Source organism: Streptomyces sp. SID14478 (assembly GCF_010548525.1).
GTDB lineage: Bacteria > Actinomycetota > Actinomycetes > Streptomycetales > Streptomycetaceae > Streptomyces.
In genome coordinates, this window is record NZ_JAAGMG010001203.1 from 1 (window position 1) to 18237 (window position 18237).

Annotated in this window: 14 protein-coding genes and 4 tRNA genes; 11 read left to right on the forward strand and 7 right to left on the reverse strand. The window is 69.7% G+C overall.

Features of this window, described 5'->3' with window-relative positions:
- Positions 1–246 precede the first annotated feature (246 nt).
- Complete coding sequence (locus G3I40_RS38360) at positions 247–597, reverse strand: metallopeptidase family protein (protein ID WP_164559443.1); 351 nt, start codon at positions 595–597, stop codon at positions 247–249.
- Between the two features lie 59 nt (positions 598–656).
- Here G3I40_RS38360 and G3I40_RS38365 point away from each other — a divergent pair, with 59 nt between their 5' ends.
- From G3I40_RS38365 to G3I40_RS38380, 4 genes are all read left to right on the forward strand, one after another.
- Positions 657–2246, forward strand: coding sequence for a metallophosphoesterase (locus G3I40_RS38365; protein ID WP_164559444.1), 1590 nt, complete (start codon positions 657–659; stop codon positions 2244–2246).
- 80 nt (positions 2247–2326) lie between these two features.
- Positions 2327–2399, forward strand: a tRNA-Glu gene (locus tag G3I40_RS38370).
- A 38-nt stretch (positions 2400–2437) separates the two neighbouring features.
- Positions 2438–2512, forward strand: a tRNA-Asp gene (locus G3I40_RS38375).
- A gap of 23 nt (positions 2513–2535) precedes the next feature.
- Positions 2536–2609, forward strand: a tRNA-Phe gene (locus tag G3I40_RS38380).
- A 53-nt stretch (positions 2610–2662) separates the two neighbouring features.
- Here G3I40_RS38380 and G3I40_RS38385 read toward each other — a convergent pair.
- The gene (locus G3I40_RS38385; RefSeq protein WP_164559445.1) at positions 2663–3757 is read right to left on the reverse strand and encodes an ABC transporter permease; all 1095 of its coding nucleotides are present in this window, start codon (positions 3755–3757) and stop codon (positions 2663–2665) included.
- 116 nt (positions 3758–3873) lie between these two features.
- On the opposite strand from G3I40_RS38385, the gene hrpA reads away from it, so the two are divergent.
- The 3 genes from hrpA to G3I40_RS38400 all read left to right on the forward strand — a co-directional run bounded on the left by hrpA (position 3874) and on the right by G3I40_RS38400 (position 8475).
- A complete protein-coding gene (hrpA, locus tag G3I40_RS38390; protein WP_164559446.1) occupies positions 3874–7878 on the forward strand; it encodes an ATP-dependent RNA helicase HrpA in 4005 nt (1334 codons plus the stop codon).
- Positions 7879–7971: 93 nt separating this feature from the next.
- Positions 7972–8046: transfer RNA gene (locus G3I40_RS38395), tRNA-Asp, on the forward strand.
- Between the two features lie 225 nt (positions 8047–8271).
- Positions 8272–8475 (forward strand): DUF6274 family protein, encoded by a 204-nt coding sequence (locus G3I40_RS38400; RefSeq protein WP_164559447.1) that lies wholly within the window; start codon positions 8272–8274, stop codon positions 8473–8475.
- A gap of 505 nt (positions 8476–8980) precedes the next feature.
- On the opposite strand, the gene bldC is transcribed toward G3I40_RS38400, so the two are convergent.
- Entirely contained in the window at positions 8981–9187 is a 207-nt protein-coding gene (bldC, locus tag G3I40_RS38405; protein ID WP_003949541.1) for a developmental transcriptional regulator BldC, read from the reverse strand.
- 500 nt (positions 9188–9687) lie between these two features.
- Positions 9688–10539, reverse strand: a complete 852-nt coding sequence (locus tag G3I40_RS38410) for a hypothetical protein (protein WP_164559448.1) — start codon at positions 10537–10539, stop codon at positions 9688–9690.
- 242 nt (positions 10540–10781) lie between these two features.
- Between G3I40_RS38410 and G3I40_RS38415 the strand changes: the two genes are divergently transcribed.
- Together G3I40_RS38415 and G3I40_RS38420 are read left to right on the forward strand one after the other, a co-directional pair.
- Complete coding sequence (locus G3I40_RS38415) at positions 10782–11903, forward strand: Glu/Leu/Phe/Val dehydrogenase dimerization domain-containing protein (RefSeq protein WP_343245152.1); 1122 nt, start codon at positions 10782–10784, stop codon at positions 11901–11903.
- Positions 11904–12165: 262 nt separating this feature from the next.
- Positions 12166–12432, forward strand: a complete 267-nt coding sequence (locus G3I40_RS38420; RefSeq protein ID WP_164559450.1) for a DUF3073 domain-containing protein — start codon at positions 12166–12168, stop codon at positions 12430–12432.
- 117 nt (positions 12433–12549) lie between these two features.
- Here the strand turns inward: G3I40_RS38420 and purM are convergent, their stop codons facing one another.
- Both purM and purF read right to left on the reverse strand, forming a co-directional pair.
- Complete coding sequence (purM, locus tag G3I40_RS38425) at positions 12550–13617, reverse strand: phosphoribosylformylglycinamidine cyclo-ligase (protein WP_164559451.1); 1068 nt, start codon at positions 13615–13617, stop codon at positions 12550–12552.
- A 35-nt stretch (positions 13618–13652) separates the two neighbouring features.
- On the reverse strand, positions 13653–15179 hold the full coding sequence (gene purF / locus G3I40_RS38430; protein WP_164559452.1) for an amidophosphoribosyltransferase: 1527 nt from the start codon (positions 15177–15179) through the stop codon (positions 13653–13655).
- A 581-nt stretch (positions 15180–15760) separates the two neighbouring features.
- On the opposite strand from purF, the gene G3I40_RS48205 reads away from it, so the two are divergent.
- A complete protein-coding gene (locus G3I40_RS48205) occupies positions 15761–15853 on the forward strand; it encodes a putative leader peptide (RefSeq protein ID WP_343245153.1) in 93 nt (30 codons plus the stop codon).
- 106 nt (positions 15854–15959) lie between these two features.
- Positions 15960–17372, forward strand: a complete 1413-nt coding sequence (locus G3I40_RS38435; protein ID WP_164559453.1) for a sulfatase-like hydrolase/transferase — start codon at positions 15960–15962, stop codon at positions 17370–17372.
- Positions 17373–17379: 7 nt separating this feature from the next.
- Here G3I40_RS38435 and G3I40_RS48020 read toward each other — a convergent pair whose 3' ends face one another.
- Complete coding sequence (locus G3I40_RS48020; protein ID WP_164559454.1) at positions 17380–18195, reverse strand: META domain-containing protein; 816 nt, start codon at positions 18193–18195, stop codon at positions 17380–17382.
- Between the last annotated feature and the right edge of the window lie 42 nt (positions 18196–18237).

The following is an 18237-nucleotide window of genomic DNA, read 5'->3' on the forward strand; positions in this document are numbered from 1 at the left end:
GGAGTGCGACGGTGCGGGCGGCCGCCCGTCGTCGGCCACGCTCATGCACCCGGCGACCGCGGCGACAGCCACCCCCGTGGTGGCAGCCGCGGCCAGGCGGCCCAGTCGAAGGGCACAGAGCGATACGGACAGCTGGCGCACGGGCGAGCACCTCCGGGCATGTGACGGGGTCACCGTTCCCAACTCCCGCGCCCCACAAGAGGACACGCGTCGCGCCCGCACCGCACGATCTCCGCACGAAAGAGGTCAGCCGTAGCCGAGCGCGTGCAGCCGCGCGTCGTCGATCCCGAAGTGGTGCGCGATCTCGTGCACCACGGTGATCTCGGTCTCCGCGACGACCTTCTCGCGCGAGTCGCACATCCGCAGCGTCGGGCCGCGGTAGACGGTGATCCGGTCGGGCAGCACCCCGGCGTACCACTCGCCCCGGTCGGTCAGCGGAGTCCCTTCGTAGAGCCCGAGCAGCTCGGGGTCGTCGGCGGGCGGTTCGTCCTCGACGAACACCGCGACGTTGTCCATGAGCCGCGTCAACTCCGGAGGAATCCGGTCGAGCGCCTCGGCCACCAGTTCCTCGAACTCCTCGCGCGTCATCTCCAGCACACGGCCATTGTCGGGTACGACCCCGCATATCCACCCGTCCACTTGGGCATACGGGCCCAATGGCCCGCTCTCCCGCTGCCATACGCCGTCTCGTCCGCCGCACACGAGGCGCACGGGGAGCACCGTCGGCCCTGCTGCGCCACTACCGCTCCCGGCGCCCGCGCCCCGCCCTGGAGCTCGTCCACCCGCCCCACCCGTACATCCGCGCCCTGGGCCTCGTCTGTGTGGTCCTGCTCGGCGCCTGGCTCGGCCTCCTCGTGGTCGGCAGCGTCCGCGCCCCGGTGGGCCCGATGGACACCCGGATGACGCTGCGGCCGTCCCTGACCGGCGGCACGAAGATCAACGTGTCTCCGCTCGGCGCCCTGGAACTCGACTCCCACACGGCCCCCATCCGCCTCGACGTGGATGTGGACCGCCTGGACCCCGTCCGCTCCCGGGCCCTCGTCGACCACCCGGAGCGCCTGTCGGGGCTGCAGGACGAGGTGGCCCGCGACGTCGAGCACGGCACCGCCGACCTGGCGCTGCGCTCCTGCGTGGCGGTGGTCTCCGGCGCGACGGCGCTGGGCCTCGCGGTCTACCGGCGCCCGCGCCGCGCCCTGGCGGCCGGCGGACTCGCCCTCACGCTCCTCGCGGCGTCCGGCGGGACCGCGTACGCGACCTGGAACCCGAACTCGGTCCTGGAGCCGAAGTTCTCCGGCCTGCTCTCCTCGGCCCCCTCCGTGGTCGGCAACGCCCGTTCGATCGTCACGGAATTCGACGTGTACCAAAGGGAGTTGGCCCGTCTGGTCACCAATGTCACCAAGCTCTACGACGTGACGTCCACGCTGCCCACGTACCAGCCGGACCCGTCCACGATCCGCGTCCTGCACGTCTCCGACATCCACCTCAACCCGGCCTCGTGGAAGATCATCGGCTCGCTCGTCGAGCAGTACAAGATCTCGGTGATCGTCGACACCGGCGACACCATGGACCACGGCTCGTCCGCCGAGAACGCCTTCCTGGACCCCGTCGGGGACCTGGGCGCGCCCTACGTGTGGATCCGCGGCAACCACGACTCGAAAACGACGCAGGAGTACCTGTCCTCGCGGAAACGCTTCAAGAACGTCCACGTCCTCGACGACGGGCGGGCACTCACCGTCGCGGGCCTGCGCTTCGCCGGCACCGGCGATCCGCAGTACACCCCGGACCGCTCGACCAAGGCGCAGGGCGACCCGGCCGAGGAGATGGCGGGCGTGCGCCTCGCCTCGGCGCTGCGCGACCAGCAGGCGGCGGGCACCCCGGTCGACATCGCGCTCGCGCACAACCCGCTGGCGGCCCGCCAGACGGACGGCGCGGTCCCCCTGGTCCTGGCGGGGCACATCCACCACCAGGAGATGGAGGTGCTGCCCCTCGGCACCCGGCTGCGTATCGAGGGTTCGACCGGCGGCAGCGGGCTGCGCGCGGTCGACGACAAGTACCCCGATCCGGTCGAGGCGTCCGTCCTCTATCTGGACAGCGCCACCAAGCGTCTGCAGGCCTGGGACGAGATCAAGCTCGGCGGCCTGGGCCTGACGACCGCCGAGGTCAGCCGCCATCTCCCGAAGGAGAACCAACCGGGTGCCACACCCTCGCCGCCGGCGTCCGGTTCCCCCTCCCCGGGGTCCCCGTAAACCGTTTTGGCGATAGCTCCCCGCATCCCATATGCTTCTCACGTCCCCGACGCGCTGCGAAGCGCCCAGGCGGGCCGATAGCCCTCATCGTCTAGCGGCCTAGGACGCCGCCCTTTCAAGGCGGTAGCACGGGTTCGAATCCCGTTGGGGGCACGCAAAACCGTGTGCGACACTGTTGCACGCAACAGCTTGGTCCTGTGGAGCAGTTTGGAGTGCTCGCCACCCTGTCAAGGTGGAGGCCGCGGGTTCAAATCCCGTCAGGACCGCTGAAGTTCCTCGTGAACTTCGTGGCTGGGTAGCTCAGTTGGTACGAGCGATCGCCTGAAAAGCGATAGGTCGCCGGTTCGATCCCGGCCCCAGCCACAGGAATTAGGCCCCGTCTCCGGACGGGGCCTATTGCGTTGCCCGGTCCCGGGTCACACGGCCGCGGCGTGCAGCGGCTCGGTGCCCCGCCCGCCCGGGTGCCGGTGCCGCCAGAACCAGAACAGGGCGCAGGAGACCAGCGCCCAGCCGGCCAGCACCAGGAACGGGAAGACGTGCTGGTTGCCCTGGAAGTAGACCGCCGTGTGCTGGGCGTTGTACGAGGCGCCCGGCGGCAGCCACTGGCCGATCCGGCCGATGACCGTCGGCAGCAGCGGCGGCGCGACGGCGCCGCCGGACGCCGGATTGCCGAGGAGCACGAGCAGCCCCCAGGTCGGGATCATCGCCCAGCGGTGGAAGAACGTGTTGAACATCGTGAAGACCATCCCGCACGTGAACATCGTCAGCGCGAGGATCAGCCAGGAGTGGACGAAGGGCAGGTCGACCGCCCCGAGCCCCCAGTCGGCGACGGCCGCGACGGCGAACCCGCCGAGCAGCGCGTAGATGATCGTGAAGCCGATCCGCTCGGCCGGGTTCAGGCCGCGGGCGTGCACGCTCAGCTGGATCGCCCCGACGAAGCCGATGATCACCGCGGCGAGGGTGATGTAGAAGATCGTCAGGCCGCGCGGGTCGCCGTTCTGCAGCGGGTTCAGGTCCTTGACCGTCACCGGGACCCCGGTCGCCTTGCTCACCGGGGGCGCCGCCTGCGTGAACACCTGGGCGACGGTGACCCCGGAGGCGCCGGAGACGTCCAGGTCGACGCGCGCCCCGCCGTCCCGCACGTCGAGCACCGCGTAGATCTTCTGCTGGTCGATGGCGCGCCGGGCCGCAGCCCGCGATTCGTACGGCTTCAGGTCGAGCTGCGCGTCGAGCGCCTTCTCCATCGCGCCGAGGAACTCCTTGCCGCGTGCCTCCTGGTACTGGCCGGTGACGCCGGTCGGGATGTTGTGCGGCGTCGGGTTCGCCATGGAGTACGTGTACGAGGCCGCGAACAGCGCGGCCGCCGCGGCCAGGATGAACATCAGCACCGTCGCCGGCAGGAACGGTGACTTCTTGAAGTTCGCCCAGCGGTCGGCCCGCGTCGGCGGCCGTCCGTGGTCCCCGTGCGGGGGATGCGGACGGGGCTGTTCGTCTTCGGGCAAGGGCGACATATAGGCACGCTAAAACACGCATAAGCCACATACATCCTGAGAGTGCGGCAGCCGGGCCCGCGTCGCGGCAAAACCGTTCGCCATGAATTTCCCCGAGGTGAGATCCTGGAGGACGTATGTCTACGCAGCCTGCCCCCGCCGCCGATCAGTTCGCCGCCGTAGCGCGACGGCTGTCCGAGCTGTCCCTCCGCGACGCGCACCGCCTGGGCCGCAGGCTCGAAGGGGCGCGCAGGATCCGCAAGCCGGAGGCCCGCGCCGCCGTCCTCGCGGAGATCGACGCGGAGGCCGAGAAAGCGGGTGCCCGTACGGCCACCCGCCGCGAGCGCCGCGCCGCGCTCGACGTCACCTATCCCGAGCAGCTCCCGGTCAGCCAGAAGAAGGACGAGATCGCCGACGCGATCCGCGACCACCAGGTCGTGATCGTCGCCGGTGAGACCGGTTCCGGCAAGACCACCCAGATCCCGAAGATCTGCCTCGACCTCGGCCGCGGCGTGCGCGGCATGATCGGGCACACCCAGCCCCGCCGGATCGCGGCCCGCACGGTTGCCGAGCGCGTCGCCGACGAGCTGCACACCCCGCTCGGCGAGGCCGTCGGCTGGAAGGTGCGCTTCACCGACCAGGTCGACCAGGACGGCACCTTCGTCAAGCTGATGACGGACGGCATCCTGCTGGCCGAGATCCAGACGGACCGCGAGCTGCGCGCGTACGACACGATCATCATCGACGAGGCCCACGAGCGGTCCCTCAACATCGACTTCCTGTTGGGCTACCTGGCCCAGCTGCTGCCGAAGCGCCCGGACCTCAAGGTCGTCATCACCTCGGCGACCATCGACCCCGAGCGCTTCTCGCGGCACTTCGGGGACGCCCCGATCGTCGAGGTGAGCGGCCGGACGTATCCGGTGGAGGTGCGCTACCGGCCCCTCCTGGAGGAGGACGGCGACGACTCCGACCGGGACCAGATCACCGCGATCACGGACGCCGTGGAGGAGCTCCAGAAGGAAGGCCCCGGCGACGTCCTGGTCTTCCTCTCCGGCGAGCGCGAGATCCGGGACACCGCGGACGCGCTGGAGAAGAAGAAGTACCGGTTCACGGAAGTGCTCCCCCTGTACGCGCGCCTCTCGCACGCCGAGCAGCACCGCGTCTTCCAGCAGCACACGGGGCGCCGGATCGTCCTCGCGACGAACGTCGCCGAGACGTCCCTGACCGTCCCCGGCATCAAGTACGTCATCGACCCGGGCACCGCCCGCATCTCGCGCTACTCGCACCGCACCAAGGTGCAGCGGCTGCCCATCGAGCCGGTCAGCCAGGCCAGTGCCAACCAGCGCAAGGGCCGCTGCGGCCGTACGTCCGACGGCATCTGCATCCGGCTGTACTCCGAGGACGACTTCCTCGCCCGCCCGGAGTTCACGGACGCGGAGATCCTCCGGACGAACCTCGCCTCCGTCATCCTCCAGATGACCGCGGCCGGCCTCGGCGACATCGAGAAGTTCCCCTTCATCGACCCGCCGGACCACCGCAACATCCGTGACGGCGTCCAACTGCTCCAGGAACTGGGCGCGTTGGACCCCGGCGAGAAGGACGCGAAGAAGCGGCTCACCCAGCAGGGCCGCAAGCTCTCGCAGCTGCCCGTCGACCCGCGCCTGGCCCGCATGGTCCTGGAGGCCGACAAGAACGGCTGCGCGCGCGAGGTCATGGTGATCGCCGCCGCGCTCTCCATCCAGGACCCGCGCGAGCGCCCCTCCGAGAAGCAGGCGCAGGCCGACCAGCAGCACGCCCGCTTCCGGGACGAGACGAGCGACTTCCTCGCCTTCCTCAACCTCTGGCGTTACGTCCGCGAACAGCAAAAAGAGCTCGGCTCCTCCGCGTTCCGCCGGATGTGCAAGCGCGAGTACCTGAACTTCCTGCGCATCCGCGAGTGGCAGGACATCTACACGCAGCTGCGCACGGTCGCCAAGCAGATGGGCATCCACCTCAACGAGGACGACGCCCCCGGCGACTCCGTCCACGTCTCCCTCCTGTCCGGTCTGCTCTCGCACATCGGCATGAAGGACGTGAAGGAGTCCAAGGAGTCCGCCCAGAAGGACCCGAAGCAGGCGGGCCGTGATCGCGGCCGCAACGAGTACATCGGCGCCCGGAACGCCAAGTTCGCGATCTTCCCCGGCTCGGCCCTCTTCAAGAAGCCGCCGCGCTTCGTGATGTCGGCCGAGCTCGTGGAGACCTCCCGGCTCTGGGCGCGGGTGAACGCGAAGATCGAACCGGAGTGGGTCGAGCCGCTCGCCGAGCACCTCCTCAAGCGCACGTACAGCGAGCCGCACTGGGAGAAGGACCAGGCCGCCGTGATGGCGTACGAGAAGGTCACGCTGTACGGCGTCCCGCTCGTCGCCCAGCGGAAGATCAACTACGGCCGGATCGACCCCGAGGTCAGCCGCGAACTGTTCATCCGCAACGCCCTCGTCGAGGGCGACTGGCGCACGCACCACAAGTTCTTCGCCGACAACCGCAGACTCCTCACCGAGGTCGAGGAGTTGGAGCACCGGGCCCGGCGCCGCGACATCGTGGTCGACGACGACACCCTCTTCGACTTCTACGACCAGCGGGTCCCCGAGCACGTCGTCTCGGGCGCCCACTTCGACTCCTGGTGGAAGCACAAGCACAAGGAAGAGCCCGAGCTGCTCGACTTCGAGCGCTCGATGCTGATCCGCGAGTCCGCGGAGGCGGTCACCAAGGCCGACTACCCGGACAGCTGGCGCCAGGGCGGGCTCAAGTTCCGGGTGACGTACCAGTTCGAGCCGGGGGCGGACGCGGACGGCGTGACCGTCCACGTCCCGCTGCAGGTCCTGAACCAGGTGACGGACGAGGGCTTCGACTGGCAGATCCCGGGCCTGCGCGAGGACGTGGTCGTCGAGCTGATCCGGTCCCTGCCCAAGCCGATCCGCCGCAACTACGTGCCCGCACCGAACTTCGCGAAGGCCTTCCTCGACCGGGCCGTGCCCCTGCAGGAACCGCTGCCGACGACGCTCGCCCGCGAGCTGCAGCGAATGGTCGGCGTCCCGGTCTCGCCCGACGACTTCGACCTGACGCGCGTACCGGACCACCTGAAGATCACGTTCCGGATCGTCGACGAGCGGCGCCGCAAGCTCGCCGAGGACAAGGACCTGGAGGCGCTGAAGCTGCGGCTGAAGCCCAAGGCCCGCCAGGCGATCTCCAAGGCCGCGGCCGAGACGGCCGAGCGCTCCGGCGGCGAGTCCGTCGAGCGCAAGGGCCTGACCGACTGGACGATCGGGACGCTCTCCCGCGTCTTCGAGACCCGGCGCGCGGGCCAGCCGGTCAAGGCGTACCCGGCGCTCGTGGACGACGGGGACACCGTCTCGGTACGCCTCTTCGACACCGAGGCCGAGCAGGCGCAGGCCATGTGGAAGGGCACCCGCCGCCTCATCCTGCGCAACATCCCGGTGAACCCGGGCAAGTTCGCCTCGGACAAGCTGAACAACGCGGCGAAGCTCGCCCTCTCGGCGAACCCGCACGGCTCCGTGCAGGCCCTCTTCGACGACTGCGCCATGGCGGCCGCGGACAAGCTCATCGCGGACTTCGGCGGCCCCGCGTGGGACGAGGAGTCGTACCGCAAGCTCTACGACAAGGTGCGCGCCGAGATCGTCGACGCGACGGTGCACACGGTCGGCCAGGTGCAGCAGGTCCTCGCGGCGTGGCAGGCCTGCGAGCGCCGGCTGAAGTCCACGAAGAGCGCGGTGCTGCTGGCCAACCTCCAGGACGTACGCACCCAGGTGAGCGCCCTGGTCCACCCGGGCTTCGTGACGGACACCGGTCTGCGTCGGCTGCCCGATCTGATGCGGTACCTGGTCGCGGCCGACCGCCGGCTGCAGCAGATGCCGACGAGCGTCCAGCGGGACACCACCCGCATGGAGAAGGTCCACGAGATGCAGGACGAGTACGCGTGGCTGCTCGAACAGATGCCGCAGGGGCGGCCCGTGCCGCGGGAGGTCCTGGACATCCGCTGGATGATCGAGGAGCTGCGCGTCAGCTACTTCGCGCACGCGCTGGGCACGGCGCACCCCGTCTCGGACAAGCGGATCGTGAAGGCGATCGACGCCGCGGCGCCGTAACGGCCCGGGCACGTTGGGTGAGTTCGACCGGCGGGCCTGCACTGCTGTAGAGTCCTGCTCGCAGCGCAACGCGGTAACAGCGCAGCAAAGCAAGGTCCTGTGGAGCAGTTTGGAGTGCTCGCCACCCTGTCAAGGTGGAGGCCGCGGGTTCAAATCCCGTCAGGACCGCAGTGAACAGAAGGCCCGCACCGTCACGGTGCGGGCCTTCTTCGTGTCCCCGAGCATCCTGCGTCCGGGCCGAGCCGCCCCGGAGGCGACAAGTCCCGTCAGGGGCGCGGCAGATGGGCGAGGCCCGCGCCGAACGGTGCGGGCCGCCTCGCGTCGGGGACACCCTTGACGCCGCCGCGCCCCCTCGGTACGCCTGAACCGGGACCCGGTCAGGAGGCGGAGCACATGGCGGCACCGACGCGACGGCACGAAACCCGCGCCCTGCTGCGCGCCCACCTCTCCGCCGCCTCCGGCTACCGCCATCTGACCCGGCACTGCCCGATCTGCCACCGGCTCCTGCGGCTCGCCCTGGACCCCGCCGCACAGGCCGAGGAAGCCCTGGAGAGCGCCCGGGAGGGCGGCGGGGACGAAAGTCCCTCGAAGGGGTGACCAAAGGCGTCCCACGGGGCACTCGACTGGTGGGAGCCTGGAGGGGAGTCGAAGACCAGCCGAGGGCGTGTCCGCGCGCCGGCCTCCTCTAGCGCACGGGCGTCAGCAGCAACAAGGTTCGCGGTGTGTGACGGGTGTCACCGAACCAGTTTTGGAAACACCGTTTCTTACACCCTTCCTACAACTGCTCAATTTAATATGTGCAATTGCACTGCCCTCACAGCTGTCCGCCAGGTACCGGCCAGGGACCGATCACGGTCCGACAAGGGCGCGCACAGACCCCCGCCGACCACCGCCTCAGGCCCCCTCCAGCGCACAAAAAAGATCGCGCTGGACCCGGCGGAGTCCAGCGCGATCGAACGACGTACCCGTGATGCTGTGGAGATGACGCTTCAGCGGGCGTGGGTCCCGTTGGGGCAGGACCCTCGTCGTGTGGAGCCAAGGGGTGGGCGAGACGCGGGTTGGGGGGCCCGGAACGCCCGGTATTGCGGTGTTATGCGATGCCTCAGGCCTCGCTGCGCTGCTGCGGGATACCCGCGAGCAGTGCGCGGACCTCAGCCTCGCGGTAACGGCGGTGTCCGCCGAGCGTGCGAATCGACGTGAGCTTGCCAGCCTTCGCCCAGCGCGTGACCGTCTTGGGGTCGACGCGGAACATCGTGGCGACCTCAGCCGGGGTCAGCAGCGGCTCGGCATCAGGGGTGCGAGCGGTCATGAGCGGCCTCCTCGGGAGAACCGAACCTTCTCGGTTCTTTCCTTTAAATTCTGCACCTTGACCCGCGTTGCCCGAAATGGCGGACACGGGTCGAGTCGGTTATAGGACGAACGGCTTGTCCTCGGCACTACAACTACACCATCCGTCCAGCCGCGTCGGCCAAACCGATGGAATTGCCCTCCCAGGTGTTCATCAGCGACGGAAGCCGATGGACCATGCCATAGCGGACAGTCACGCCACAGTGACGATCAGTCACAGAGCGATCAGGAGTCATCAGACCCCCCAGAGGCAGCGCAATGCCAAGTAATCCGTCCATGGTTGGACTTAGTTGGACGGATGGAGCCCTCCCCGGGCTCCTTGTCCTATTTTGGCACGAGGAGGGGTGATGGGCGCAAGGGCGAAGTTAGTGCAGTCCGTCACGCTTGACACAAAAGCCCGGATCGGGACGTAGGTCCTTAAGGGCCTTGTGGGCCCCGTCAGTTGGTGTGCCGGCCGTTACGTCAGTTGGCGTTCTGCCGGTCCCGCACCGCTCGCCAGCGTGCCACGAGACGCGCGTACGCCTCGCCCGCCGCCGCTCCGTCCCCGTCGCGCAACGCCTCGATCCCCTCGGCGACGTCCGCCGCCGAGCGGTCCGCGTCGAGCAGGTCGGGCGGCAGCGCGTGCACGAGCCCGCCGTAGTCGAGCTCGACGTACGACCGGGGATGGAACTCCTCCAGCCAGCGCCCCACATCCATCAGGCCGTCGATCAGCGGGCTCTCCTCGACCGCGTCCTTCAGCGCCCTCAGACCGCGCGCGACCCGGCGCCTCGCCTGCACCATCGGGGTGCGGTAGCGCAGCACGGGGCCGTCCCCGTCGCCCTCGGCGCTCTTCGGCTCGTACGCGCGCTCCTCGTCGGACACGAGCACGAACCAGTTCAGCGGCACCTGCCACGTCGACGTGCGGATCCACGGGCGCGCGTCCGGATTGCGCTCCAGCCAGCGCTCGTAGTCGTCCGAAGCCTGCCGGCGCACCAGGGGCGGGAGCACCGCGTCGAGCACCGGGGCCGGCAACTGCCCGGGCAGCTCGTCCAGGGCCTGCCAGCTCCGCAGCCGGGTGCGCCACGGGCACACGCACAGCACGCCTTCGACCTCGATCACAAACGCGTCGTCGCTCTCGTGCACCGGCACCGGAATCGGCGGGGTGGGCAGCAAGTCGGCCAGGGAGCGGCGCAGTTCGTCCTGGTAGGAGGGGCGGCTCTCGCGCTTCGCGTAGCGCTCCCAGTGGCCCCTCTCCGGCTGCGGAAAGGCAGCGAGAGGCTCGTACACGCGCAAGTACGCCGCATACGGAACGGTCACCGGCGACACCTCGGGCACGGCTGCTCCCTCCCCCCGCCCATCGGCTGGACAACCCCGCGCATCGTCCCACGGGGTGATCCCGCGGGACGCGGCGGGATTCGACCGTACTTCCGTAGGACTCCGACGCGAGAGAGTGATCCTCGGCACTGCGGCCGTGGCGGGCCCGTACACGTTCTAATCTCTTGCCCACGAACCGGCGGAGGCCCGCCACCCGCACGGGCTTCCGCCCAACCGCCGCTACGTACTTGGGAGTCACCACAGTGACCGATGTGACCGGCGACGCAGTCACCAGCTCCGGCTCTTCTGCCGCCCCCGACGTCCTGCACACCCTCTTCCACTCGGACCAGGGCGGGCACGAGCAGGTCGTCCTCTGCCAGGACCGCGCCAGCGGCCTCAAGGCCGTCATCGCGCTCCACAACACCGCTCTGGGCCCGGCCCTCGGCGGCACCCGCTTCTACCCGTACGCCTCCGAGGCGGAGGCCGTCGCGGACGCGCTGAACCTCGCGCGCGGCATGTCGTACAAGAACGCCATGGCCGGCCTCGACCACGGCGGCGGCAAGGCCGTGATCATCGGCGACCCGGACGTGGTCAAGAGCGAGCAACTCCTGCTCGCCTACGGCCGCTTCGTCGCCTCGCTCGGCGGCCGGTACGTGACGGCCTGCGACGTCGGTACGTACGTCGCCGACATGGACGTCGTCGCCCGCGAGTGCCGCTGGACCACCGGGCGCTCGCCGGAGAACGGCGGCGCGGGCGACTCCTCCGTGCTCACCGCGTACGGCGTCTTCCAGGGCATGCGGGCCAGCGCCCAGCACCTGTGGGGCGACCCGACGCTGCGCGGCCGCCGGGTCGGCATCGCGGGCGTGGGCAAGGTGGGGCACCACCTGGTGGAGCACCTGCTGGCCGACGGCGCCGAGGTGGTGGTGACCGACGTGCGCGAGGAGTCCCTGCGCCGCGTCACCGATCTGCATCCCGAGGTCCGGGTCGTCGCCGACACGGAGGCGCTGATCAGGGTGGAGGGCCTCGACATCTACGCCCCCTGCGCGCTGGGCGGCGCCCTGAGCGACGACACCGTTCCGGTGCTCACCGCGAAGGTGGTGTGCGGCGCGGCCAACAACCAGCTCGCGCACCCGGGAGTGGAGAAGGACCTCGCCGACCGCGGGATCCTCTACGCCCCCGACTACGTCGTGAACGCGGGCGGGGTCATCCAGGTCGCCGACGAACTGCACGGTTTCGACTTCGACCGCTGCAAAGCCAAGGCCTCGAAGATCTTCGACACCACGATTTCGATCTTCGCTCGCGCAAAGGCGGATGGCATTCCGCCGGCCGCGGCGGCCGACCGGATCGCGGAGCAGCGGATGGCGGAGGCCCGTCCGGGGCACTGATCCGGGGCGTACGTAACGAGAGTCACGCCGATCGGCGGGTCGCCCGCCAAGAAGAGGTTAAAATCGCAGTTGACCAGCGAGGACGGGGCTCTTCGCTGGTTCTGTGCACAGGCGCGTCCTGCGGGCGACGTACCGTATGGGCGTGGGCTCAGGTACCGTGGAAGCCCTACGGACCGGTCTCCCCACGGGGAGTCCGTTCCAGATCATGAACGCGTGTCAAGACTCTGGGGCCGTCGAGCCCCGTATCCGAGGGGGTCGAGCCATGGGGCGCGGCCGGGCAAAGGCCAAGCAGACGAAGGTCGCCCGCCAGCTGAAGTACAGCAGCGGCGGGACTGACCTCTCGCGTCTGGCCAATGAGCTGGGCGCATCGACGTCGAATCCGGTATCGAATCAGCCGCCGAACGGCGAGCCTTTCGAGGACGACGACGAGGAAGACGACCCGTACGCCCGCTATGCGGATTTGTACGAGGACGACGAGGACGACGACTCGGACGAGTCGGGTCCGTCGTCCCAGCGCCGCGGCGCTTGACCTCGTAGCACTTCCCAGCACGTAACTGATTTCGGCTACTGATTTCTGTTTACTGCTGCACTCACCCGGTCCGGGGTGGTCACACGCCGGACCGGGTTTTGTGCTGTCCCGAGGGGATTACGCGGCGTAGTCACCCGTGAGCTCGGCGCCCGAGGCGTGGTCCCCGCGGTCGGTGATCTCGCCGGCCACCCACGAGTCCACGCCGCGGTCGGCGAGGGTCGCGAGGGCGACGTCGACGGACTCCTGGGGGACGATCGCCATCATGCCGACGCCCATGTTCAGCGTCTTCTCCAGCTCCAGGCGCTCCACCTGACCGGCCTTGCCGACCAGGTCGAAGATCGCGTCCGGGGTCCAGGTGCCGCGGTCCACGGTGGCGTGCAGGCCGTCGGGGATCACCCGGGCCAGGTTCGCCGCGAGGCCGCCGCCGGTGATGTGGCTGTAGGCGTGGACCTGCGTGGTGCTGGTGAGCGAGAGGCAGTCCAGCGAGTAGATCTTGGTGGGCTCCAGGAGCTCCTCGCCGAGGGTGCGGCCGAGCTCGTCGACCTGCTGGTCCAGGGTCATCCCGGCGCGGTCGAAGAGGACGTGGCGGACCAGCGAGTACCCGTTCGAGTGAAGACCGGACGAGGCCATGGCGATCACCGCGTCACCCTTACGGATGCGATCGGGGCCGAGCAGGTTCTCGTACTCCACGACGCCCGTGCCGGCGCCCGCGACGTCGAAGTCGTCGGGGCCGAGCAGGCCCGGGTGCTCCGCCGTCTCGCCGCCGACGAGGGCGCAGCCCGCGAGGACACAGCCCTCGGCGATGCCCTTGACGATCCCGGCGACGCGCTCCGGGTGGACCTTGCCGACGCAGATGTAGTCGGTCATGAACAGCGGTTCGGCGCCGCACACCACGATGTCGTCCATGACCATCGCGACGAGGTCGTGCCCGATGGTGTCGTAGACGCCCAGCTGGCGGGCGATGTCGACCTTCGTGCCGACACCGTCGGTGGCGGAGGCGAGCAGAGGGCGCTCGTACTTCTTGAGGGCGGAGGCGTCGAAGAGGCCGGCGAAGCCGCCGAGGCCGCCGAGGACCTCGGGGCGCTGCGTCTTCTTCACCCACTCCTTCATCAGCTCTACGGCGCGGTCACCGGCTTCGATGTCGACGCCTGCGGACGCGTAGCTGGCACCTGTGGTCTCAGACATTGCCTGGGATCTTTCGGGTTGGTGAAATGCGGGGTCTACGGGCGACGGATCGCGTCGGACGCAGCCGTGGACGCAGGACCTGCGGCCAGTTCCGTCTCCAGGAGCTGCTTGCCGAGCAGCTCGGGGTCGGGGAGGTCCATCGGGTACTCGCCGTCGAAGCAGGCGCGGCACAGGTTCGGCTTGTCGATGGTGGTGGCCTCGATCATGCCGTCGATGGAGATGTAGGAGAGCGAGTCCGCGCCGAGCGACGTGCCGATCTCCTCGACCGTCATGCCGTTGGCGATCAGCTCGGCGCGGGTCGCGAAGTCGATGCCGAAGAAGCAGGGCCACTTCACGGGCGGGGACGAGATCCGGATGTGGACCTCCGCCGCGCCCGCCTCACGGAGCATGCGGACCAGGGCGCGCTGGGTGTTGCCGCGCACGATCGAGTCGTCGACGACGACCAGTCGCTTGCCCTTGATGACTTCCTTCAGCGGATTCAGCTTCAGCCGGATGCCCAACTGGCGAATGGTCTGTGAAGGCTGGATGAAGGTGCGCCCGACATAGGCGTTCTTCACGAGACCCGCGCCGAACGGGATGCCGGACGCCTCCGCGTAACCGATCGCGGCGGGAGTGCCGGACTCCGGCGTCGCTATGACGAGATCGGCCTCCGCGGGAGCCTCCTTCGCCAGTCGGCGGCCCATCTCCACGCGGGACAGATACACGTTCCGGCCGGCGATGTCCGTGTCCGGACGGGCCAGGTAGACGTACTCGAAGACACAGCCCTTGGGCTTTGCTTCGGCGAAGCGGGACGTTCGCAGGCCGTTCTCGTCGATGGCGACGAACTCGCCCGGCTCGATCTCCCGGACGTAGGCGGCACCGCAGATGTCGAGGGCGGCGGACTCGGAGGCGACGACCCAGCCGCGCTCCAGGCGGCCGAGGACCAGCGGGCGGATGCCCTGCGGGTCACGGGCCGCGTACAGCGTGCCCTCGTCCATGAAGACCAGCGAGAAGGCGCCCTGGACCTGGGGCAGCACCTTGCCGGCTGCCTCTTCTATGGTCAGCGGCTTGCCGTCGTCGTCGACCTGACCCGCGAGGAGCGCGGTGACGAGGTCGGTGTCGTTCGTGGCGGCGACCTGCGTCGCCCGCCCGTTCTCCTTGGGGAGGTCGGCGACCATTTCGGCGAGCTGCGCCGTGTTGACCAGGTTGCCGTTGTGGCCGAGCGCGATCGAACCGTGCGCCGTGGCGCGGAACGTCGGCTGGGCGTTCTCCCATACGGAGGCCCCGGTGGTCGAGTAGCGGGCGTGACCGACCGCGATGTGACCTTGCAGGGAGCCCAGGGACGTCTCGTCGAAGACCTGGGACACGAGGCCCATGTCCTTGAAGACGAGGATCTGGGAGCCATTGCTGACCGCGATTCCCGCGGATTCCTGGCCCCGGTGTTGTAGGGCGTAGAGCCCGAAGTAAGTGAGTTTGGCGACCTCTTCACCGGGAGCCCAGACACCGAAGACGCCGCAAGCGTCCTGGGGGCCTTTCTCGCCGGGGAGCAGATCATGATTGAGTCGACCGTCACCACGTGGCACGGCACCGAGTGTAGACGTGATCGACCACTGGTCCGAATTGGGGATACGGGGTGTGCACGTTGACAGGCCCCGGTCGCCTCTGGTCGGGGCGGCTGGACGCGCGTAGCTCTCGGGGCACTTTCGGCCCGGCAGTCCGCCCGGAACGACGGCCGGATCGAGGCCCGCGCGGGCGCCGGGAAACGCGTCAGGTTCCGGCGCGAGGTGCGACTACACGTCGCTGACCAGGGACGACTGACTGTCGGCAGTGCACTGCGCGACGCTCGTGCCGAGCGGGTGCGCGCCGGAGCCGGGTGGGTTCCGCGGGGCCGGCGCGGTGTCCGGGACGCCGGCCGCGCCGAATGTGACGGAACTCGCTGCCGCGTTTCCGGGGCGGGCCGCTGAGGCCGGGCGGTGACCGGCCTCGGGACCGCGCACAGTCAGGCGGGGGCACGCACAGTGACACCCGCAGTGGGGGGCGTGCCGGAGGGGCCGGGATGCACCTGAGGTGCTCCCGGCGGCAGGTCGGCCACACACCGGGAGTACGTCCGGACTGCGGACCGGCCGTTGACAGGAGTACGTCACTGTCGGCAAGGTCCTGGATCATGCAGCCTCTCCGTGACCACTCGGTCACCCTGGTGGAGCGCCGCCACGTCGACCTGGTCCGTGTAGCGAGCGCGATCTGTCGCTGCGTCTGACGTTCCGCATTCCTGGCCTTCCGGCCCTCTGAAGGTCACCGTTCCGCTCCTTTGCGCCGGAGGAGCGTGACCCCGCGTTCCCCGTCCTCTGTTGTGGAGACCCGTCATGCCTTCGCATGCCTCGAACCTGTCCCGGCGCGCCTTCGGCGGGGTGATCGGCGCTTCCGCGACCGTCGCCGCGCTGGGCCCGACCACCTCTGCCGCCGCGCAGGAACGCCCGTTCCGTGCCGCCGCGGACCGCCGCGCGAAGCGGCCCAACATCCTGTTCATCCTGGGGGACGACCTGGGCTGGGCGGACCTGTCGTCGTACGGCGCACCGCACATCAAGACCCCGCACCTGGACCGGCTGGCCCGCCAGGGCGTCCGCTTCACCGACGCGTACAGCGGCTCGGCGACCTGCTCCCCGACTCGCTTCAGCCTCTACACGGGCCGCTATCCGGGGCGTACGAAGGGCGGTCTCGCCGAGCCGATAGCCGACCGGAGCGTGGGTCTCGACCCGCACCACCCCACCCTCGCCTCGCTGCTGCGCGGCGCCGGGTACGCGACCGCGCTGATCGGCAAGTGGCACTGCGGCTACCTGCCGGACTACTCCCCGACGAAGTCCGGCTGGGACGAGTTCTTCGGGAACTTCGGCGGCGCCCTGGAGTACTACTCGAAGCTGGGGCTCGGCGGCGAGTACGACCTGTACGAGGGGGACGTGCGGGAGGGCGACGCCGAGTACAAGGACCTGCGGTACTACACGCGGATCCTGACCGAGCGGGCGAGCGCGTACGTACGCCGCGACCACGGCGATCAGCCGTGGCTGCTCAACCTCAACTTCACCACCCCGCACTGGCCCTGGATCGCCGACGGGGACAAGGAGGAGAGCGCCGAGGTCGTGCGCAGGATCAGGGCCGGGGACGGGCAGGCGCTCTTCCACAACGACGGCGGGTCCGTGGAGAAGTACACGGAGATGGTCCAGGACCTGGACCGGTCGGTCGGGCAGGTGCTGGCGGCGCTGCGGGACTCCGGGCAGGAGCAGGACACGCTCGTCTTCTTCGCCTCGGACAACGGCGGGGAGCGCTTCTCCTACAACTGGCCGCTGTCCGGCAACAAGGCCTCCCTGCAGGAGGGCGGCATCCGCGTGCCGACGATCGTGCGCTGGCCCGCGCGGATCGACGGCGGGCAGGTCAGCCACGAGCCGGTGTTCACCCCCGACTGGACGGCCACGTTGCTGGAGATCGGCGGCGCCCGGCCGGACAAGGCCCACCCGCTCGACGGCACCAGCCTCGCCGGGTACCTGTTGCGCGGCGCGGAGTTGCCGGAGCGCGACCTGTTCTGGCGGGTGCGCGGCGAGCGGGCCGTGCGGCGCGGCGACTGGAAGTACTACCGCGGCAAGAGCGGCACGGACCAGCTGTTCGACCTGTCGGCGGACCGGCGTGAGCAGGCCGACCGGGCCGCCGACGAACCCGCGCTGCTCGCCGAGCTGAAGGCGGTGTGGGAGAGGACGGACAAGGAGCTTCTCCCGTACTCGTCCTGATGGTGCGTCACTTCTTGGCGGCGGAGAGTCCGATGCCCGTGCCGTCGGGTGCCGTCACGGTGAGGGCGTCGCCCTTGACCGCGTAACTCGTCCTGCCGTCGAGGACGCCCCGCATCGCCTTCTCCAGTTCCGCGGCCTCCCCGACGCAGCCCATCTTGGTGCTGGTCAGCGGGCCGAAGGTGAGGTGGCCGTCCTTGACGGTGGCCTTGGCGCGGCCGCTGTTGCAGCCGAGGCGGACGTCGACGTGGCCGTCCTTGCCGAAGACGAGCCGGGCCCTGCCCTGCGCCGCCTTCGGCAGGGACCGGGCCACGTCGCCGGTGTAGAGGGTGTCGACCATCCACTTCGTGCCGGTGAGCCGGGCGTCGCGCTGCTTGGCGAGGGCGATGGTGTCGCCGCCCGCGCGGGTGAGGGTGAGGCGGTCGTCGCCCTGGGCCTTGATGGTGTTCTTGTCGGCGAGGGCGCGGGCCAGGGACTCGTTGAAGGCTCGCCGCCCCGTGTCGGTGCAGGCCTCGTCGGTGACCGTGGCCTTGCCCAGATCGACGCTGTCGTCGGTCACTCGGGCATCGGCGTCGAAGCTGTTGCAGCCGTAGTTGCCGCGCACGCGCTCGTCCGAGAGGAACTTCACGTACGCGCCGCTCGGCGCCTTCGTGGTCGCCCCGTCGACCGTCATGCTCTGCACGTGCCAGGTGGCTCCGGTGAGGGGGACGCCGCCGGCCTGCACCGTGCCGGGTGCCTTCTCGTTCCCGCAGGCCGCGACGGCGGTGAGCGCGGCCAGGGGCAGGGCTGCGGTGAACAGGGCGCGGGTGCTGCGTTGCGTGAACATGCCGATCTGACGGAGCGGCCCCCTCGAACGGTTCCGCCCGTC

Bases quoted from the DNA above. Each gene is read 5' to 3' on its own strand.
- G3I40_RS38365 (WP_164559444.1), top strand. From the start codon at position 657: ATGGCCCGCTCTCCCGCTGCCATACGCCGTCTCGTCCGCCGCACACGA.
- G3I40_RS38385 (WP_164559445.1), bottom strand. From the start codon at position 3,757: ATGTCGCCCTTGCCCGAAGACGAACAGCCCCGTCCGCATCCCCCGCAC.
- hrpA (WP_164559446.1), top strand. From the start codon at position 3,874: ATGTCTACGCAGCCTGCCCCCGCCGCCGATCAGTTCGCCGCCGTAGCG.
- G3I40_RS38400 (WP_164559447.1), top strand. From the start codon at position 8,272: ATGGCGGCACCGACGCGACGGCACGAAACCCGCGCCCTGCTGCGCGCC.
- bldC (WP_003949541.1), bottom strand. From the start codon at position 9,187: ATGACCGCTCGCACCCCTGATGCCGAGCCGCTGCTGACCCCGGCTGAG.
- G3I40_RS38420 (WP_164559450.1), top strand. From the start codon at position 12,166: ATGGGGCGCGGCCGGGCAAAGGCCAAGCAGACGAAGGTCGCCCGCCAG.
- purM (WP_164559451.1), bottom strand. From the start codon at position 13,617: ATGTCTGAGACCACAGGTGCCAGCTACGCGTCCGCAGGCGTCGACATC.
- G3I40_RS48205 (WP_343245153.1), top strand. From the start codon at position 15,761: ATGCAGCCTCTCCGTGACCACTCGGTCACCCTGGTGGAGCGCCGCCAC.
- G3I40_RS38435 (WP_164559453.1), top strand. From the start codon at position 15,960: ATGCCTTCGCATGCCTCGAACCTGTCCCGGCGCGCCTTCGGCGGGGTG.
- G3I40_RS48020 (WP_164559454.1), bottom strand. From the start codon at position 18,195: ATGTTCACGCAACGCAGCACCCGCGCCCTGTTCACCGCAGCCCTGCCC.